Below are 20,036 nucleotides of genomic sequence, written 5' to 3'. Positions count from 1 at the left end.
AAAAGGTGGTAGCGAGCGAAATCCTGAGATCCATGCAACCAGCACCTCAATCCCGGAGGAGCGGTTGGACAATCTGTCTGATGACAGTACAATTGATTTAGGCTCTGGAGGAGAGCTGAGGGAGGTCGTCGGTGTCAAATCGAGACCACACGCGCGGTCGGTACGCCGACAAGTGTCGTATCTCGCGCCGTATGGCGATAGGCGGAGCTTTGTCCGCGATATGCTTCGCCGGATCGCCTGCGGGAAGCGAGTTGCTGTCCGTGCCGCCGCGACCTGGTGTGATCCGGTTTGGGTTGACACCCGTCTTTCTATCGAATGACCTGGAAGTGCTGGACGAACTACAGGCCTACCTAGTCCGCGCTGTCGGTCAAGAAGTACAACTTGTCACACAGCGTACCTACCAGGAAGTCACTGCCCTCCTGGTCTCGGGGAATCTTGAGGCCGCCTGGATTTGCGGCTACCCGTTCATGAAGTTCCGGGAGGAGCTGGAGCTGGTTGCCACGCCATTGTGGCGTGATAAGCCGCTTTACCAATCCTACCTCATCGTTGGTCGACATCGTGACATCCAGGCCTTTGATGACTGTCGTGGGGATATTCATGCGTTCTCCGACCCCGATTCCAATTCCGGCTACCTCGTCACGAAAACCTATCTGGCCGAACGCGGCGTCTCCGAGGAAGGCTTCTTTCGCAAGTCATTTTTTACCTACGGCCACCGCAATGTGATCCGGGCAGTGGCTTCCGGCCTTGCCGATTCCGGGAGCGTTGATGGGTACGTCTGGGAAGTCATGGAACAGACCGAACCGGAACTGCTCTCGAAAACGAGGGTGCTGGTGAAGTCTGACTGGCACGGCTTCCCGCCCATCGCAGCCGCCGCACGACAGCGGGAAAGCCAGCCGGTTGCCAGAATAAGAAACGCGCTCCTGCAAATGCACAGCGACGAGCTGGGCCGAACGGTGCTTGAGCGCCTCCAGCTTGACGGGTTCACTCAGGTTCCACCCGAAAGCTACGAAAGTATCGCGGTCAACATGGAACGAGTTCGGAGGCTGGGGTGAGCCTCATCGAGCGCGTTCGCGGCATTCCCTTGACGGTTCGGGTCCCGGTAATGGTGGCATCCCTGATGATCGTCGTCAGCCTCATCATCTCTGAACGCGTATTGGCTCGCCTTCATGACATGCAGGAACAGCATCTGAACGGCGTCGTGGGAACCTATTTCGATGGCTTGTCTACCGCTCTTATCCCGGCTGTTTTGCGGCAGGACGTATGGGAAACCTATGACCTGCTCGACCGCACCCGTACGATGTTTGCGGCCGTGTCTCCGATCGAGACGGTCGTGACTGGACGTGATGGCATGGTACTGGCTTCCAGCGATCCGCACGCTATTCCGGTACTTTCCGAAGTTCCCCCGGCCTTCGCTGACCGAGGCAATGACGATGAAATCCGCATCGAATGGCAGTCGAACACCGGGTTCGGGATCAGGCAGCTCCTTTATCAGGGAAAGTCGATCGGGACCGTACACGCCTCTTTCGACATCACCCATCTTGTCGCGGAAAGGCGCCAGGTTCTCCAGACGCTTCTTGCGACGAATGCTGTGTTGGCATTCGTGTTTGCCGCAGTTGGATACGTCTTGACCAGACGTATGGTCAGGCCGGTGGCGACATTGGCACAACACATGCGCTCTGGTGCGGCCGGACAGCCCTATACCATTCCAGCTGAAGAATTTCCGTATCGCGCGGGTGAACTCGCCGATCTGTTTCATGGCTTCAACGCTTTGGTACAAGCCGAGCAGCAGCGCAGCGCACTCACGCGTCGATTGGCCGAGGAGGAGAAGCTTGCCAGTTTAGGACGGCTCGCATCCAGCATGGCCCACGAGATCAATAATCCGCTCGGAGGACTGTTCAACTCCATCGACACGTTGAAGCGACATGGGGCAAACGAAGGCGTACGGAGCACCAGTGTGTCCCTTCTGGAACGTGGTCTCGGCGGTATTCGCGATGTTGTACAGGCAGCACTGGCAACATACCGGCCGGACCGCTCCGGAAAGCCTCTCGTCCTACAGGATCTGGAAGATGTGCGCCTACTGGCTGGCCCCGTCATTTTGAGCCGTAGACAAACGATGCACTGGGTGAGCAGCCCATCCAATCTCACCCTATCTGCCCTGCCCGGCTCGACTGTGCGGCAAGCACTTTTGAACCTCGTGCTAAATGCAAGCGCCGCCGCGGGCGATGACGGCACGATTTTTGTGGAGACATGCCTCAAGGAAGACGGCTCGACGTTGATCCTCTCCGTTGCCGATACGGGGCCGGGCCTGCCGAAGGCCGCAACCAATGTCCTTACATCGCCAGATCCATGGCCCGCCGCTCAGTCAGCTGGAGGGCTTGGCCTGTGGATGGTCCGGAAGCTGGTGGATGAAGCCGGCGGACATATCCGTTTGTCGAGGACCGAAGCCGGCCTGACCGTCATTGAATTACACTTGCCGATATTGATTCCTGGGGAGGAAACTAGCCATGCAGCGTGAAACAGGGCGCATCGCCATACTCGAGGACGATCCCATCATGGGAGAGTCGCTCATCCAGCGACTTTCGCTTGAGGGCCACAAGGTGAAATGGTGGACGAAGGGAGAGCAGGCTATGCGCGAGCTCGCCAGCGGATCTGAATCGTTCGACCTCGTCGTTTGCGACATCCGCCTTCCAGACATGAATGGTGAAGAGGTTTTCCGCCAGGCCAGCCGCGATACCGCAACACCCTTTTTATTCATGTCTGGCTACGCCGATATAGATCAGGCGGTGCGTCTGATGCGCAGTGGTGCGGTCGACTTCATCACCAAACCGTTCGACATGACGACTTTCCTCGATCGCGTCTCATCAAGCTTAAGGAGCAAGCGGCAGGATGAGCCCAATAGCTCCCTCGGCATCTCCCGCGCCATGCGCGAGGCCGAACAGATGTTGCGGCGTTATGCCTCTCATCCCCTCCCCGTTCTCATTCAGGGAGAGACCGGCACTGGCAAGGAAGTCAGCGCCAGGTTTCTGCATCAGTTATCAAAGCGTGCGCTCGCCCCTTTCATCGCCGTAAACTGCGCAGCCATTCCAGCCGAACTGCTGGAAAGCGAGCTTTTCGGCCACGAGAAAGGAGCATTTACGGGTGCTCACCAACTTCATCGCGGCTACGCGGAACGTGCCGGCGAAGGTATTCTCTTCCTCGACGAGATCGGTGATATGCCGCCTGTTCTGCAGGCGAAACTTCTTCGTCTCATCGAGGATGGTTGGTTTCATCGGGTCGGCAGCGAAACATCCATCCCGTTCAAGGCACGCATTGTCTGTGCCACCCATCAGGAGATTGGCAGCGACGGCAGTTCCTTTCGAAAGGACTTGTTCTTTCGTCTTTCCGCCCTTCCAGTCATGCTTGCACCACTGCGTGAGCGACAGGAAGACATCCTGTGGCTCGCTCAGCGCTTTCTCGAGGAGATCATGCAGATCAGGGAGACCTGCGTTCGGGGCATCAGTACGCTTGCCGAGGACGCAATGCTTGAACACTGTTGGCCCGGGAATGCCCGCGAGCTCCGCAATCGGCTGGAACGCGCCGCTGCTCTGTCGGAAAATCTGCTCGTGATGCCGGCGGATCTATTCCCCGAAGTTGCCAAAGTATCTGATACGCCGCGGATCGGAACACTCTCCGATGCGCGGGACGCCGCAGAGCGCCGACAGATCCTGCGGGCGCTAAGCGCAACCGGCGGACAGATTTCTCAGGCCGCAGGACATCTCGGCATTTCTCGTACAACTCTCTGGGAGAAAATGACGCGTTTCGGAATAGAAGCTAGTGAACGTTCGGCCAACTGAACAGCCGTGGTTACTGGCCGTTTGGAAAACCGAACCCCCACGTGGAAGATACGCGAAAAAGGCGCGCTAAATCAGCCCTCTACTTGTTGGCACAGCTATTGCAACGCTCCCTTCGACATTCAATGGAGGAGGATCGCATGTCACGCTGTCGAAACATGGTCGATATCGGTCGACGCCAGTTCCTGCGCGGAGGGGCATTGGCCGCCGCGGGCGCTAGTGTGGTCGTCACGGGCGTCGGCGCGCCACAGGCAAGAGCCGCTACCGCTGCGGCCGGCGTGGACTATCCCGCCAATCGTCTCGCCAACATCTCGGACCTCAAGCTGAACGAACCTTTCGACGTTGCCTATCCCGATGAAGATGCCTCGGGCGTTCTTCTCAAACTCGGGACGCGCGTTGAAGGCGGGGTCGGTCCCGATGGCGACATCGTCGGCTTTTCTACCATCTGTCCCCACAAGGGCTTTCCGCTGAGCTATTCCGCCGACAACAAGACATTCAACTGTCCCGGCCATTTCTCGGTGTTCGATCCTGAAAAGGGGGGCCAGCAGGTCTGGGGCCAAGCGACGCAGAACCTGCCGCAATACGTGCTCCGCATCGCCGACAATGGCGACATCTTTGCCGAAGGCGTCGATGAGCTCATCTACGGCCGTCTGTCCAACGTTCTATAAGGGAAGAAGATCATGGCCTTCAAACGTCACATTGACCGTCTGCCGATCATTCCCGCGGACGCCAAGAAGCACAATGTCACCTGCCACTTCTGCATAGTCGGCTGCGGCTATCACGCCTATACCTGGCCGATCAACAAACAGGGCGGCACGGATCCGCAGAACAACGTCTTCGGCGTCGATCTGTCCGAGCAACAGCAGGCGGAAACCGATGCCTGGTATTCGCCGTCCATGTACAATGTCGTAAAGCAGGATGGCCGCGACGTTCATGTCGTCATCAAGCCGGACCACGAATGCGTGGTGAACTCCGGCCTCGGTTCCGTTCGCGGAGCCAGAATGGCCGAAACGAGCTTTTCCGAAGCTCGCAACACCCAGCAACAGCGCCTGACGGATCCCCTCGTCTGGCGCTACGGACAAATGCAGCCGACGAGCTGGGACGATGCGCTCGATCTTGTTGCCCGCGTGACGGCGAAGATCATCAAGGAGAAGGGTGAGGACGCTCTGATCGTTTCGGCCTTCGATCATGGCGGCGCCGGAGGCGGCTACGAAAACACCTGGGGCACGGGCAAGCTCTATTTCGAGGCCATGAAGGTCAAGAACATCCGTATCCACAACCGCCCGGCCTATAACTCGGAAGTCCACGGTACCCGCGATATGGGCGTCGGCGAGTTGAACAACTGCTACGAGGATGCCGAACTGGCCGACACGATCGTCGCGGTCGGCACCAATGCACTGGAGACCCAGACAAACTATTTCCTCAATCACTGGATCCCGAACCTGCGCGGCGAAAGTCTCGAGAAGAAAAAGCAGATCATGCCGGACGAGCCGCATGAAGCGGGCCGCATTATCATTGTCGATCCGCGCCGCACGGTGACCGTCAATGCGAGCGAGGAAACGGCTGGCAAGGACAACGTCCTGCATCTCGCGATCAAATCCGGCAGCGACCTGGCTCTATTCAATGCCCTGTTTACATACATCGCCGACAAAGGCTGGGTTGACCGCGAATTCATCGACAAATCGACCTTGCGGGAAAGTGTAGCACGGCCGCCGCTTTATCCCGCGCGAGGCGGATCGGACAGCAAGCCTGGACATTTGTCCAACTTCGAGGATGCCGTCGAAGGATGCCGCATATCCATGGAGGAAGCCGCAAAAATCACGGGGCTGGACCAAGCCCAGATCATCAAAGCCGCCGAATGGATTGCCATGCCGAAGGAAGGCGGCAAGCGTCGACGCGTCATGTTCGGCTACGAGAAAGGCCTGATCTGGGGCAACGACAATTACCGCACCAACGGCGCGCTGGTGAACCTGGCACTCGCCACCGGTAATATCGGCCGTCCCGGCGGCGGCGTCGTTCGCCTCGGCGGGCACCAGGAAGGTTACGTGCGCCCCTCCGACGCCCATGTCGGTCGGCCGGCGGCCTATGTCGATCAGCTGCTGATCGGCGGTCAGGGCGGCGTCCATCACATCTGGGGCTGCGACCACTACAAGACCACGCTGAACGCGCATGAGTTCAAGCGGGTCTACAAGAAGCGCACGGACATGGTGAAGGACGCCATGAGCGCTGCGCCCTATGGCGACCGCGAGGCCATGGTGGATGCCATCGTCGGCGCCATCAACCAGGGTGGTCTGTTCGCCGTCAACGTGGATATCATTCCGACCAAGATCGGCGAAGCCTGTCATGTCATCCTGCCGGCGGCCACGTCAGGCGAGATGAACCTCACCTCGATGAACGGTGAGCGGCGTATGCGGCTGACCGAGCGCTACATGGACCCGCCCGGTCAATCCATGCCGGACTGCCTGATTGCCGCGCGGCTTGCCAACACCATGGAACGCGTACTGACCGAGATGGGTGACACCACCTATGCCGGCCAGTTCAAGGGCTTCGACTGGCGGACAGAAGAAGACGCCTTCATGGACGGCTACAACAGACACGCCCATGGCGGCGAGTTCGTCACCTATGAGCGCTTGAGCGCCATGGGCACCAACGGCTTCCAGGAGCCGGCCACCCGTTTTGCAGACGCCAAGATCGAGGGCACGCAGCGGCTCTATACCGATGGCGTGTTCTCGACCGATGACGGGAAGGCGCGCTTTATGGATGCGCCGTGGCGCGGACTGCAGGCACCGGGCAAGCAGCAGCAGAAGGACAATTACAAGTACCTGATCAACAACGGACGCGCCAATGTCGTCTGGCAATCCGCCTATCTCGACCAGGAAAACGACTTCGTCATGGATCGTTTCCCCTATCCGTTCATCGAGATGAACCCGGCCGACATGGCGGAAGCGGGGCTCAAGGAGGGCGATCTCGTCGAAATTTACAATGATGCCGGCGCGACCCAGGCCATGGCCTATCCGACACCGACAGCCCGTCGCGGAGAAACCTTTATGCTGTTCGGTTTCCCGACCGGCGTACAGGGCAATGTGACCAGTGCCGGGACGAACGAGCTGGTCATCCCGAACTACAAGCAGACCTGGGGCGATATCCGCAAGATTTCGGATGCTCCGCGGAACGTGGCTCACCTGACCTTCAAGTCGAAGGAATACCAGTCGGCTTGAGGACACCAGCGAGTGGCCCCTGCCACTCTTCCCTCCAGACGTGGGCGGCCACTAGCGCCGCCCACTCCTTCAAAACATATGGACAATTCAAATGCGGAAACTGTTTTCGATAGTCTCATTGTGTCTGATTGCAACATCCCCGGCCATGGCCGAGGGCGAAGCGGAAAAAGGCGCGGTCGTTTTCAAGAAGTGCACCGCCTGCCATGCTGTCGGCGAGGGTGCGGCCAACAAGGTCGGTCCTGAACTGAATGGCATCATCGGCCGCAAGGTCGCAGGCGTCGAGGGCTTCAACTATTCGCCCGCCTTCAAGGCGAAGGCCGAAGAAGGCTGGACCTGGGACGAGGCTCACCTAACCGAATATCTCGCCAATCCCAAGGCCTATATCAAGGGAACCAAGATGGCCTTCGCCGGCCTGAAGAAGCCTGAGGATGTGGCCGACCTCATCGCCTATCTGAAGACATTCAGCACCCAGTGAAGCTCTGGTGTCGCGACCTCGGAAAAAGAGGTCGCGATCTCCACAGCTGTGCCCGTGATCTTTGCTGGGAGGCCTCAATGAATTTTATTCTAACGGACCGCGCCGCGTTGTTCGACCGCGCTGCGCTCGACTGCGGGCAAGCCTACGCTGCTCGCCCCATGCTGTCGGTTGCCGATGCGGTGAGCCGCGCCATCAGCCTCTGTCGGCCCGTGACCGCCAGCGAAAATCTAGAACTGTTCTCTGCTGCGGGAAGAGTTGTGGCCGCCGACATCCGCTCGCCCTGTGCCTTGCCGCGCTTTGATCATTCGGCGATGGATGGGTTTGCGGTCCGCTCGGCAGATTTTTCCGGCAGTGGTCCCTGGACCTTTCTGGTCGCAGACAGAGTGGCAGCCGGAGATCAGGCCAGCAGCCGCAGTTTCGAAAGTGCTGAGGCCGTGGAAATCTTCACCGGCGCGATGATCCCGGCCGGTTTCGACGCCGTGATCATCCGTGAAAAATGCTCGCGGCACGATCGCGAGTTCACCACCGCCTACCGGCCCCGCCCAGGCGAGAACATCCGCAGGGCGGGCGAAGACGTCGACCAAAACTCTCTGCTGTTCAAGGCCGGGACGGTTCTGACAGCACACCGGATTGCGCTGCTCGCGGCCGCAGGCTTGTCTCGGATTTCCATCGTTCGAAAGATCCGACTCGGGTTCATCACAACAGGCTCTGAACTGAAAGAGCCGGGTGAGCACCTGGCAGCTGGCCAGATCTACAATTCCAACCGCTACCTTCTCGCCTCCATGCTGTCGCATCCCTGGCTTGAAGTCCGCGATCTCGGGGCGACGCCGGACACGATTGAGGCGACCACCGATATCATTCACAGCGCTGCTACGGAGCACGATATCGTCGTGACGTCAGGCGGGATGTCCAAGGGTGGCGAGGATCATGTGCGGGACGCGCTAACACGCAGCGGCGGGTCGCTCGGCGTGCTTGATGTCGCCATGCGGCCGGGTAAGCCGGTTTCCTTCGGCACGCTGGGGTCGGCGCTCTTTATCGGGCTTCCTGGGAATCCCATGGCCGCCGCCGTGACACTTGACAAGATTGCGCTGCCGGCGATCAGGGCTGTGGCCGGGATCGAGCGTTTGGATCCCGTCTGGATGCCGGCGATCTCCGACTTTGGGTTGCGCAAGAAGGAGGGCCGAACGGAATTCGTCGCCGTCCGCCTTCAGAGTCGCGACGCTTCTGGCACTCCCCTGCTTGCAATGCTGGGCCGCGGATCGTCGGGAAGCCTGTTGCCCATGGCCCATGCCGACGGTCTGGCAATCCTGCCACCGGAGCTCGTAACCCTAGAACGGGGCATGCCCTTGCGTTTCGAGCCATTTGCCATCGGGTAATCTCTTAAAAAATCTCATCACGCCACTCGAAGCGTCAGATTCGCTGCTCTTGAAGGGATGTGAACTGTCGACCCGGTAGTCGCAAACAGTATCTGTTTGAAATCTTCAGAGGAAGATGTGAGCCTCCAAGGGTGGCAAATCAAGGCTTCTAGACCCATCGGCGACCCGGTCGACGCCGTGATCTGTGTCGAAAGAGGAGCTGGTAGCCGCTGGAGCGGGCTTGTTTCCGCTGCCGCGAAACCACTGGCTTGTGGTGCAGGAGAATCGCACTACATCGCTACCTACGGCTGAACATTCTGCTGTCGGATCCGCATTAAGCCAAATCTCAAACCCATTGATAAGCCTTCCTAGTTGCCGAATGCGAACGCACGCCTCCTTGGTGTTTGGCTCGGCCTACCCGTGGATCCACTCGGCCGACTGTGTACGGTCAGCCCTGAAGAGTTTGAACGCTTTGTCCTTGAGTGCGCCGATGGATATCTCGCTCAGAAAGTTCCCAGGGTTAGCGAGATTCAGCAGCGCGGCGGCGCCGGCGACAAAGGACGCGATATCGTAGTGCGGCTTGGTGAGCTGGGATCTGCAGATCGCTGCTGGAACCTCTACCAATACAAGAGGTACAGCGGCGCGCTTGGTGACATCTGCAAAGTGCTTTACTTCGACTCAATAGGTATTTCACCCTGCCGGACGAATATTGGTTCGTCGCTCGCGGGGGAGTTACTGGAGGTCTTCACGATCTGTGCTACTATCTATTGATTATTATCTGAAATTAACCCGATTTTTTGTTTCACCTTGACCCGCGTTCACCCAGAAAACTGCGTTTTCACAGAAGCCCTTGTGCCGCGTTACTCGGGCAGCGCCGCATGTAAAAATGGGTCAAATCAGACCGATATTCAACAAGCACGTTCTCTTGGACCGCCCATAACGGACGATTTGGCGGCGTTGGCCACTAAGATTCTCGCCAGTGAAGGCCGCTTTGATGGCCCGAACCCGTCGTTGACCGCGTTGGATTTCAGGGATATCGCCTGTGTTCTAGCCGAGATTTCCGAGCGGACAATTCTCCGCAGCACGCCGGCGAATGAAGAATTCGAAGTGCGCCTTGCAGCGAGCGACCTGCCGCCGGCGGTAATCGCCATAACGCTGAGCCCGTACCGCGCAACACAAGCAGGGAAGTTACCCGAGCGGCTCCCACGCTTGCCACCCTACTGGGACGCCAACCGGCTTCCGCAAGACAAGTCCTGACAGGCTGAAAAACTCGGGCGGGTGTGCATGTATCGTCGTAGGTACAGCAGACGCCTGCACCCACGGCGGCATGGCTGCGCGTGGTCTTATCGAGACCGGCACTCTTCAACGAAATTTTTGAACGATCTGAGCCGGGGACCCCCCGAAACTGTGTATGGCCGGCGTGCAGGCCCAACTCACCTTCACTGCGGCAGGCACATCCGCGAACGGAGAAAATCATTCGATATCGTTGACCATTGTCTGATGCACGTTAACGTAGTTGTGGGCATCTTTCGGCAGGCTATACAGCCAGTTCCTGCAGTAGGGGCAGTAGATGTGTTTCGTACCTGCATGCAGGGCACCTATGGCAGGCTTGATACAGATCGCCTTGAAGCCAGTGATCGGAATGCGGGCGCGGAGCAAGAAGGCGCTGGATGTGTAAATTTCTGGCATCCCCTGCAATGCCAGCAATCGATCCGCCAAGGGGCTTCTTCAGGAACGCCATATCCTATTCCCGTTCAACTACGACATCCGCAGGATTGTGAAACTGTCCGTGATTGTGTTCAGCTAGCCACCGATGCGGATTCGCGCGCCCATGGCTGCCGACTGCTTTATCGCGTCGAGCGCTCGCATTCCGGACACGGCGTTCGAAATCGGCCAAGGCTGTTCGATTTCGCCGCGCACGGCCCGCGCGAAGGTGCGCACTTCATGTTCATATTGGTTGGCGGGCGGAAAACGGATCGTCTCCACATTCTGGTCATAGAGATCGTCGCGGCCGCGCAGGCGGATGACGGTTTCCTGCTGTGCGGACGGCCAGACGGACACCGGCAACTCCATCCATCCTTCGGTGCCCGTCACCATGATCCAGTGCGACCAGGCCTGGAGCAGCGCGCCCGAAAAGAGGAGATTGCGGTGCCCCGGAAATTCCAGCATGCCGGCGACGGCGATGTCGACGCCATCGGGGGACTGCCGCTCGAAGGTCGCGGTGGCGGCGAATGGCTCGTCTTCGAAGAGAAAGCGTGCGGCCGTGACCGGATAGATCCCGACATCGCCGAGCGCGCCGCCGCCCAGTTCCGGTCGAAAGCGAATATCTTCCGGATTGTCGTTCATGACGCTGTAGGTGGCGTGAATCTGCGTGACGCGGCCGAGCCTGCCACTGCGGATGATGTCGCGTGCGGCAAGCCAGCGGGGGTGGTAGCGCACCATAAAGGCCTCCGAGACCTGGAGGCCGGTGGCCAGCTGGGCGGCCTGGAGACGTTCAGCCTCTTTTGCATGGAGCCCGAGCGGTTTTTCGCAGAGCACATGCCGGCCGGCCTCCAGCGCTTCGATGGCCTCATCGACATGGCAGTTGTTGGGCGTGGGAATGTAGACGGCCTCGACGGCATCGTCGCGCAGCATCTCGCTGAGCGATGCATAGTGGTGCGGGATGTCGAGTGTGGACGCGACGGAGGCCGCGCGCTCCGGGTCACGCGAGGAAATCGCGACGACCTCGCATTCGTCCACCGCCTTCATGGCGGGGATAACCCAATCCCGTGCGATCTTTGCGGTCGAGAGAATACCAAAACGAACTGGCTTCATTGATAATGTCCTTGAGGTCAGATGGTGCTCAGCGCGCGGCGCGCAGGCGCATGAAGGTCGACTTGGTCTGCATGAACTCCAAGAGGCCCTCCGTGCCGTTCTCGCGTCCCAGCCCGCTCGCCTTGGCGCCGCCGAAAGGCAGCTGGGGCACGGTTTCGAGATAACAATTGACATAGACGAAGCCGCTTTCGAGCGCGGCGGACACATGCATGGCGCGATCGAGATCCTTCGTCCAGACCCCATTGGCCAGGCCATAGGGTGTGGCATTGGCGAGTGCGATCGCCTCCGCCTCATTTTCGAAGGTCGTAACCCCGAGAACGGGACCGAAAACCTCTTCGTTGAAGATGGTCATCTCGGGCGTAATGCCGGTGAAGATCGTCGGCTCGACGAAATATCCCGCATCGAGCCTCGGGTCCGCGGGCCGGCCGCCGCCCGTTACAAGTGTCGCACCTTCCCGTTTCGATGTTTCGATGTAGGAGAGCACCTTGGCGTGGTGCTGTTCGTGGATCATGGGGCCGAGATCGGCATCGGCATCCTTCGACGTACCGAGCTTCAAGGCGCGCGCTTTGATGGCAAGGCGCTCGACGAAATCGCCGGCAATCGACTTCTCGACGAGAAGGCGGGCGCCGGCGCAGCATTCCTCTCCCTGGTTGATCGTGAAGGCGGCGAGCGCGCCATCCACGGCCGCGTCGAGATCGGCGTCGGCGAAGACGATGTTGGCGCCCTTGCCACCGAGTTCGAGCGCCACCTTCTTGAGCGTCTGCCCGCAGAGCCCGGCTATCTCCTTGCCGACATTGGTCGAGCCCGTGAAGGAGATCATGTCGATATCGGGATGGAGGCAAAGCGTGCGGCCGACTTCGTCGCCATTGCCCGGCAGGACGGAAATCACGCCGTCAGGAATTCCGGCCTCCTTGGCGAGGCGGGCATATTCCAGCGTCGTGCCCGGCGTGAAGGTCGAGGGCTTGATCACCACCGAGCAGCCGGCAACCAGCGCATAGGGCAGCTTCTGGAAAAGCGTGACCGTCGGGAAGTTCCAGGGAAGGATCATGCCGACGACCGGCAGCGCTTCATAGGTCACGAGGCCGAGCTTCTCGGCGCCCTCATGGTTGACCACCCTGCCCGGGATGTTCCAGGCCAGCGTCGCGGCAAAGCGTGCGAGTTCCACCGACCATTCAATCTCGCCGCGGGCGGCTGCCATGGTCTTGCCCGCCTCGTCTGCCTCGATGACGCTGAGGTGATCGAGTTCGGCCATGACCAGATCGGCGAAACGCTGGATGATCTTGCCGCGCTCGATCGCCGGCATTTTCGACCAGACACCCGACTTGAACGCCGCCTTGGCGGACGCGACAGCCCGGCCGACATCCTCCGGCGTGGCGAGGCAAACGCTTGCGACCGGTTCACCCGTCGCCGGAGAGTATCGGTCATAGGTCCGGTTTTCCGCGGGCCGCTCGACCGCGCCGTTGATCCAGAGTCCGTATTGACGATGAGACATTGCAAACACCTGTATGGTTTCAAGAATTCGATAGGATCATTCGGCGGGCGCCGGCACGCCACGGGCCGGCTGTTGCGCGCGCCGCCGGGAGAGCAGGAACGCGTGGATACGCTCGTTATAGGCAACCACCGCCACGGCCAGCACGAGGCCGATCACGATGCGCTGCCAATAGGGGTTGATGCCCATGAGGTTGAAGGCATTGGCGAGGAAGCCGATGATCAGCACGCCACAGATGGCGCCGACGAGATGGCCGCGGCCGCCCATCAGCGAGATGCCGCCGACCGCAACGGCGGCGATGGCGTCCAGCTCCCAGCCCATGCCAGTGCGGACCGCATCGCCCGATTGCATGCGGGCGGTCAGGATGATGCCCGCAACGGCCGCAAACGTGCCGCAGAGCGTGTAAGCAATCACCTTGGTCGCGCCGACCTTGATGCCGCTGAGCACCGCCGCCTCCTCGTTGCCACCGATCTGGTAGATGGCACGCCCGGTCCGGGTATTTCCCAGGAAAAGCATCGTCGCGACAGCGAGGACGGCGAAAATGATGACCGGCACCGGAATGCCGGCGATCAGGCCTTCGGCAAGCTGAAAGAACTCTTTTGGCAGTGTGCCAAAAATCGGACGTGAATCCGACAGCCACATGGCCAGGCCCCGCACGATCGCCATTGTCGAAACCGTCACGATGATCGGCTGAAGGTGAAGGCCGGCGATCAGGATGCCGTTGATGAAGCCGACCGCCGCCCCGGCGAACAGCGCGAGATTGATGCCCAGGATCGGCGGATGGGTGTTGGCGATGCCGGCGACGAGAACCGTTGCCAGCGCCACCACCGCACCGACCGAAAGGTCGATGCCGCCGGTCAGGACGACGATGCTCATGCCGATCGCGACGATGCCGAGCATCGATGTCTGGCGCAGCACATTGCTGATATTGGCGGCATCGGCAAAGCCATCGGCAACGATTGTGAACACGGCAACGAGGGCAATGAGCACCAGGATGATCGGCTGGCTGGAGATGAATGCGCGCATATTTGCCATGGTCATTGCCCCGCCACGTCTACCGACATGGTCGTGTTGAGTTCGATCAGCGTGAAATTGCTCTCCAGATCGATATCGAGAAGCTGCTTGCCTGCAGCCTTTGCCTTGAGCGTGAACACCACCTCAAGCGGCTCGCCGGCCATGGAAAACTGGAAGAAGCGCTTGCCCCAATAGTCGCTGGTGCCACCTGTGGCAGGCTTCACCGACACGATGTCGAAGGCCGACACGAAGCTGCTGTTGAGCGCGATGGAGAAGGTGCCGGCGGGCACCGCCTTGGGATCGACGCGCACCGACATCGTAAAGGGTTTCCCGACCACTGCGGGCGCGATGTCGATCGCGATGAGATCGGATCCGCCGGCCGATTGTGAGTCGGTTGCATTTGCCGTGGCCGCCGCGATGGTGTCCGCATATCGTTTGGCGTCCGCCGTCGCGGAACTATCGGGATATTCTGCCGCAAGAAGCGCGTACACATCGGGGAACTGCGCCACGTCGCCGGCTTCTTCGAGTGCTGAAGCGAGCTTGGACAGCACGGCGAGGCGATTGGCCTTGAGAGTTTCGCCCGCGCTGAGGGTCGTCAGCAGTTGCTGGTACTGTGCGATGGCTTCCTCGCGGCGGCCGAGGCCCATCAGCGAATTGGCGATGCCGATGCGCGCTGCATCGTAATAGCCACTTTCCGGAAACTGCTGCACGATCTGCTGGTAGCCTTCGAGCGAGCGGCTGTAGACGCGGGTCAGTTCGTAATTGTTGGCGAGCGTATAGGGTCCACGCGCCTGGTCCGCCTGGAAAAGCGTGGGCGCGAGGAGGTAGGCGCCGCCGTTCATGGCAGCAAAGAGGAACAGCACGAGGAAAAGCGGTGCCATCCATCGCCGGAGGGCAGTGTCCTGCACGGGTGCGGTGACATATGGACTAGCCATTGGATGCCCTCCTGGCAAAGATCGCGCCGATGAAGGGGCCGGCACCGGCCATGATGACGGCGGCGAGGATGACCGCGCCCTTGGAGACATTCTGCCACTCCGGCGCCACGCCCAGCAGGTTGAAGAGATTGGACATGACGCCGATGACCAGCGCGCCGACAAGCGCGCCCCAGACCGAGCCCCGGCCGCCCTGAAGGGCCGTACCGCCGATCACCACGGCTGCGATCGCGTCAAGCTCATAGAGAACACCGGCCTGCCCGGGCTCGCCCGACCCCATGCGCGCGGTGAGGATAAGGCCAGCAATACCGGCGAGTGCGGCACAATAGACATAGGTGAAAAGCTTTACCCGCCATACCGACACGCCACCGTAGTAGGCCGCCTTCTCGTTGGCACCGACCATGTAGATCATGCGCCCGATGGCGCGAAAGCGCATCACGTACCAGGTGACGAGAACGATCGCGAAGAACAGGACGGCCGGTGCTGGAACGCCGCCGAATGTGCCGCGCGCGAGGAACGCGATGAAGGCCGGATAATCCGCATAGATCGGCTGGCCGGCACTGTAGACCAGGCCCGAACCGCGAAAGACGGTCATCGTCACCAATGTCGCGACGAAGGGCTGGAAGCCTAGCAGCGCGACGAGGGATCCGTTGACGAGGCCGGCAACGAGCGCGGCAGCGATGGGCACGAGCACGACGATACCGAGCGGATAGCCTGCCGTCGCGAGCGAGGCGGCGAGCGTGCCGACGAGTGCCACGACAGAGCCCACCGAAAGATCGATGCCGCCCGAAATGATGACAACGTTCATCCCGACGGCGATGATGCCGATGAGGGAGGTGACGCGGATCAGGTTGACGATGTTCTCGATCGTCCAGAAATAGGGCGAGGCAAGCCCTGCTACGACAAGCAGAACGGCCAAAACCACGAGATTGCTGTTTATGGAAAGACGCTCCTTCATCGCGCATCTCCCACGCGCGCCTGGGGAGCCTCTGAATGCCCACCCATGACATTGATCATAATCTCGGCCATGTCGAACTGGGCGCGCGCCTGCTCGCCGGTCACGCGGCCTAGATTGAGGCAGATGATGCGATCGCAAACGTGAACCAGCTCCTCGATGACCGAGGAGACGATGATGACGCTCGCACCGTTCGCCGCAAGCTGGCGGATCAGGTCGAAGATCGCCCCCTTCGCGCCGACATCGATGCCGCGGGTCGGCTCGTCGAGCAGGAAAATATCGACCTTGGCATCGAGCAGCCGGGCCAGGATGACCTTCTGCTGGTTGCCGCCACTGAGTTTGCCGACGGGCACCTCGGTCGAGCTGTATTTGACCTGGAGACGCTGGCAGAGATCCTTGACCGCAGCCACTTCACGGCCCCGCCGTAGCGCAAGAGGCCCCGCATAGCGCGCCAGAGACGAGAGCGTCACATTGTGCCGTATCGGCATCGACAGGATGAGGCCATCGCTTTTGCGATCCTCGGGACCAAGGCCGATACCGCCCTCCAGCGCCTGTCGCGGGCCGGAGAACATTGCACGCTTGCCCTCGGCACGGATCGTTCCCGCGCTTGGCTTGTCGACGCCGAAAATGTTGCGCAGGATTTCCGTGCGGCCGGAGCCCATGAGGCCGGCAAGGCCCAGGACCTCGCCCTTGCGAAGCCTGAAGGAGACGTTCTTCAGGAGTTCCTCGGTCGACAGGCCATCGACCTCGAGCACGACGTCGGCATCCGGCGCCACGCCCCGATCCCACTCGCGCTTTTCGAGGCTGAGCTTGCGGCCGAGCATCATTTCGACGAGCTGGGACTCGGAAAGGTGTGCAACGTCGGACTCGCCGACCATCTGGCCGTCGCGCAGCACGACAACGCGATCGCAGACTTCGAAGATTTCGTTGAGGTGGTGGGTGATGAAGATGATGGAGGTGCCCGCCTTCTGAAGCTTGCGGACGATCTTGAAGAAGTGCTCGACCTCCTCGCGATTGAGAGGCGCGGTCGGCTCGTCCATGATCAGCAGGCGGCAGGGCCGGGTTATAGCCTTGCCGATCTCCACCAACTGCTGCTCTGCAACGCTCAGGTCGCGGATCGCCACATCGATCGAGCCCGGATAGCCGAGGTCACGCATGATCTCGACAGCGCGTGCGCACATGTCCTTCCAGTCGAGCAAGCCCCAGCGGTTGCGGACCAGATTGCCGAGAAAGAGGTTCTCGACCACGCTGAGATGGGGGACGAGCATCAGTTCCTGGTAGATCGTGCTGATACCCATGCGATGGGCAACCGAGGTGTCACTGAGCTCGACCGGCTTACCGTCGATAGAGATCGTGCCCGCATCCGGTTTCACCGCGCCCGCCAGGATTTTCATCATGGTGGATTTGCCGGCCCCGTTTTCGCCCACCAGCGACAGGATTTCGCCGGCCCGGACCTGCAAGCCGACATCCGACAGCGCCTTCACACCCGGATAGGATTTCGAAATGCCGGCCATCGTCAAAAGCACGGCAGGCTCGCCCTTCGGGACGGCCTTCAGATGCGTGCTCTGACCGTTGGTTCTGTTTACCATCAACAATTCACCTTCCTGCGAGTTCGCGGGCGGCCGGCATAGACCGGCAGCCCGCGCCTCCAGCGGAAATCCTCAGCGCACGTATTGAAGGTCGGCGTTGTAGAACTCGTCGACGTTGTCCTTGGTGACGATCGGCGTTTCTGTGGTGATCCGTTTGGGAATAGGCTCGCCCTTGAGCACCCGCACCGCCATGTCCAGGCCGATCGCGCCGCCGGTGGCGTAGATCGACGTTGCCTGCAACCAGCCGTCCTTGATCGCCTGGAACGCTTCGCGCTGTCCGTCGACGCCGATGAGATAGACGTCGCCGGGCTTGTAGCCGGCTTCCTTCAGCACGTTGATGGCGCCGAGGATCATGGGGTCATTGTGGGCATAGATGACCTGGAACTGGTCACGATAACGCGTCAGCCAGTCTTCAACGATCGGAATTGCCGGGGCGAGGTCGTAGTTGGCAGGCCGCGCATCCAGCAGCTTGATATCAGCCTTGCCTTCGAGCTGAGCCGCAAAACCCTGGTGGCGCTGGATCGTCGGCGTGGCGCCGGGAATGCCTTCCAGTTCGAGGTAGCTGAACTTCTCCCCGACGGAACCGAGCACGTGCTTGCCCAGGCCTTCGGCAAGCGAGAGATTGTTGCCGCCGATGAAGACATTGTAGTCCTCGCCGACGATCTCGCGGTCGAGCACGACGAGCGGAATACCCGCTTTCTTGATCGCCTCGACGGCCGGCACGAGCGCCTGGGCTTCGCGCGGGCTCATCATGATGAGGTCCACGCCGCGGGCGATGAGGTCTTCGATGTCGGCGATCTGCTTCTCGTTGGTGCCCTTGGCGTCGGTGTAGATGAACTCCTTGATCAGCTCAGGATATTTTTCCGCCTGCGCCTCGGCGCTGGTCACCATGAAGGCCCGCCACGGATGGTCCATCGTGTCCTGCGAAAAACCAATGGTCCACGGCGGTGCGCCGTAGGGGTTATCGGCAGCCGCCGACGGGGCCACGGCCACAAAGAAAGCCGAAACGGCAAGCGTCGTCATTTTAAGCAGTTTTTTCATTGCTCCACCTCATTTTTGTTGATTGTATGATTGCATCCAATCTCCAATTTCATCGTATGTCAAGCAGTCCGGTCATTTATTTCACGGGGAAGTGATGCCTGCGAGCAGGCCACGCCAGCGTCCTCGCGTCACCAATTTCGTATATTGACATCAATATATTGGATACTATTCTCTCGCCCGTACGGCTGAGCCGACCAACAAGAGGGAGCTTTCAGATGGGAAAAATTTGGAAATCGACGACGGCAGCAATGATACTGGCGATCGGTCTTGGCGCGTCAGGCGCAAAGGCTGCGGAGAGCTATTTTCCGGAATGCTTTGCGGCCTGGGACGCCGATACGAAACAGCTGTCTGCCGTGACGCCGCGCGAAGGCCCGTATCGCATCGCGCTGGTCAACGGCTTTGCCGGCAACGACTGGCGCATCCAGATGATCCGCGCTGCGGAGTCCTACGTTAAGCGGCCCGAGATTGCCGCAAAGATCAAGGAATTCACCGCTGTCAGCGTCGGCAACGACGTCGCGGCACAGATTGCGGCGATCGAGAATTACGTTGCGGCCGGCTACGACGCGGTGCTGTTCATCGCCGTCAACCCGGAGGCCTTTGACGCCGTGATCGGCCGTGCCAACCAGGCAGGCACGCTCCTCGTTTCGTTCGACAATGTCGTCTTCAACGACAACCACCTCATCGTCGATATCGACCACGGGGACATCGCCGCCAAGAAGGCACAGGCCATCCTCGACGACCTGAAGGCGAAGAACGTCACCGAAGGCAAGGTGCTCTGGGTCCGCGGCCTGCAGGGAAATGCAACGGAGAAGCAGCAGACCGAAAGCTTCACGAAGGTGTTCGAGGGAACGCCCTTTGAAGTGGTCGAGGTCGTCGGCAACTGGGATGTCGGCACGTCGCAGCGCGTGACGGCGGAAGCGGTTGCCGCGCACGGCAAATTTGTCGGCGTCGCCAATGCCTATGGCAGCATGGGCTCTATCCAGGCGCTGCTCGATGCTAAGCATCCCGCCGTCCCCTTCGGTTCGGACACGATGAACGGCGCCGTGCGCATGCTCGCCGAAAACGGTTTCACCGGCGTTGCGATCGGCTCCTCGCCTTCGGTTTCGGCAGTGGCCATTCTCGCTGCCCTCTCGACCTTCGAGGGAAAAAAGATGCCGCAGCGCATCAAGCTGCCGCCGCCGTCGCTGCCGTCGACAGACTGGAAGGACGGCGTCGCCTATTTCTCGCAACTCCCGGCCTCCTTCGACACCGCAACGGGTTTCAAGGAATGCAACCTGCTCTTCACCGCGGATGAACTGACCTCCAAGTGAAGCGCCGCCGGCGG

At 60.4% G+C, this 20,036-nt stretch carries 17 protein-coding genes; 9 read left to right on the top strand and 8 right to left on the bottom strand.

The genetic code is table 11. The features are described 5' to 3' along the window. The first annotated feature begins 191 nt into the window (after positions 1–191). From aioX to GB927_RS25145, 8 genes are all read left to right on the top strand, one after another. A complete protein-coding gene (aioX, locus tag GB927_RS25180) occupies positions 192–1,052 on the top strand; it encodes a periplasmic arsenite-binding protein AioX (protein ID WP_046802483.1) in 861 nt (286 codons plus the stop codon). Beyond that, positions 1,049–2,515: an arsenic sensor histidine kinase AioS gene (gene aioS, locus GB927_RS25175; RefSeq protein WP_094542224.1), complete on the top strand. Its 1,467-nt coding sequence runs from the start codon at positions 1,049–1,051 to the stop codon at positions 2,513–2,515. The genes aioX and aioS overlap by 4 nt, the downstream gene beginning before the upstream one ends. Next, a complete protein-coding gene (gene aioR / locus GB927_RS25170) occupies positions 2,505–3,833 on the top strand; it encodes an arsenic response regulator transcription factor AioR (RefSeq protein ID WP_256119988.1) in 1,329 nt (442 codons plus the stop codon). The genes aioS and aioR overlap by 11 nt, the downstream gene beginning before the upstream one ends. A 155-nt stretch (positions 3,834–3,988) precedes the next feature. After that, positions 3,989–4,498: an arsenate reductase (azurin) small subunit gene (locus GB927_RS25165; protein WP_094542222.1), complete on the top strand. Its 510-nt coding sequence runs from the start codon at positions 3,989–3,991 to the stop codon at positions 4,496–4,498. Positions 4,499–4,510: 12 nt separating this feature from the next. After that, the gene (locus tag GB927_RS25160; RefSeq protein ID WP_094542221.1) at positions 4,511–7,048 is read left to right on the top strand and encodes an arsenate reductase (azurin) large subunit; all 2,538 of its coding nucleotides are present in this window, start codon (positions 4,511–4,513) and stop codon (positions 7,046–7,048) included. 91 nt (positions 7,049–7,139) lie between these two features. Next, positions 7,140–7,523, top strand: a complete 384-nt coding sequence (locus tag GB927_RS25155) for a c-type cytochrome (protein ID WP_094542220.1) — start codon at positions 7,140–7,142, stop codon at positions 7,521–7,523. Positions 7,524–7,600: 77 nt separating this feature from the next. Beyond that, positions 7,601–8,899, top strand: coding sequence for a molybdopterin molybdotransferase MoeA (locus tag GB927_RS25150; RefSeq protein WP_094542219.1), 1,299 nt, complete (start codon positions 7,601–7,603; stop codon positions 8,897–8,899). Positions 8,900–9,685: 786 nt separating this feature from the next. Then, positions 9,686–10,135, top strand: coding sequence for a hypothetical protein (locus tag GB927_RS25145; protein ID WP_256119987.1), 450 nt, complete (start codon positions 9,686–9,688; stop codon positions 10,133–10,135). A 216-nt stretch (positions 10,136–10,351) separates the two neighbouring features. On the opposite strand, the gene GB927_RS25140 is transcribed toward GB927_RS25145, so the two are convergent. The 8 genes from GB927_RS25140 to GB927_RS25105 form a co-directional block, all read right to left on the bottom strand. Then, positions 10,352–10,597 carry a hypothetical protein gene (locus GB927_RS25140; protein WP_256119986.1) on the bottom strand — a complete coding sequence of 82 codons (246 nt, stop codon included), beginning with the start codon at positions 10,595–10,597 and terminating at the stop codon, positions 10,352–10,354. A gap of 84 nt (positions 10,598–10,681) precedes the next feature. Beyond that, complete coding sequence (locus tag GB927_RS25135; RefSeq protein ID WP_256119985.1) at positions 10,682–11,692, bottom strand: Gfo/Idh/MocA family protein; 1,011 nt, start codon at positions 11,690–11,692, stop codon at positions 10,682–10,684. 28 nt (positions 11,693–11,720) lie between these two features. Beyond that, on the bottom strand, positions 11,721–13,184 hold the full coding sequence (locus tag GB927_RS25130) for an aldehyde dehydrogenase family protein (RefSeq protein WP_256119984.1): 1,464 nt from the start codon (positions 13,182–13,184) through the stop codon (positions 11,721–11,723). 36 nt (positions 13,185–13,220) lie between these two features. After that, positions 13,221–14,216 (bottom strand): ABC transporter permease, encoded by a 996-nt coding sequence (locus GB927_RS25125; protein WP_256119983.1) that lies wholly within the window; start codon positions 14,214–14,216, stop codon positions 13,221–13,223. Positions 14,217–14,218: 2 nt separating this feature from the next. Further along, a complete protein-coding gene (locus GB927_RS25120; protein ID WP_256119982.1) occupies positions 14,219–15,130 on the bottom strand; it encodes a tetratricopeptide repeat protein in 912 nt (303 codons plus the stop codon). After that, positions 15,123–16,085 carry an ABC transporter permease gene (locus tag GB927_RS25115; protein ID WP_256119981.1) on the bottom strand — a complete coding sequence of 321 codons (963 nt, stop codon included), beginning with the start codon at positions 16,083–16,085 and terminating at the stop codon, positions 15,123–15,125. The genes GB927_RS25120 and GB927_RS25115 overlap by 8 nt, the downstream gene beginning before the upstream one ends. Beyond that, complete coding sequence (locus GB927_RS25110; RefSeq protein ID WP_256119980.1) at positions 16,082–17,671, bottom strand: sugar ABC transporter ATP-binding protein; 1,590 nt, start codon at positions 17,669–17,671, stop codon at positions 16,082–16,084. The genes GB927_RS25115 and GB927_RS25110 overlap by 4 nt, the downstream gene beginning before the upstream one ends. A gap of 72 nt (positions 17,672–17,743) precedes the next feature. Further along, entirely contained in the window at positions 17,744–18,712 is a 969-nt protein-coding gene (locus GB927_RS25105) for a substrate-binding domain-containing protein (protein ID WP_256119979.1), read from the bottom strand. 215 nt (positions 18,713–18,927) lie between these two features. On the opposite strand from GB927_RS25105, the gene GB927_RS25100 reads away from it, so the two are divergent. Continuing rightward, positions 18,928–20,022, top strand: coding sequence for a substrate-binding domain-containing protein (locus GB927_RS25100; protein WP_256119978.1), 1,095 nt, complete (start codon positions 18,928–18,930; stop codon positions 20,020–20,022). Positions 20,023–20,036: the final 14 nt, after the last annotated feature.

It is taken from the genome of Shinella lacus, assembly GCF_010994755.1.
Classification (GTDB): domain Bacteria; phylum Pseudomonadota; class Alphaproteobacteria; order Rhizobiales; family Rhizobiaceae; genus Shinella; species Shinella lacus.
This window is presented reverse-complemented; position numbering and strand designations above follow the sequence as displayed.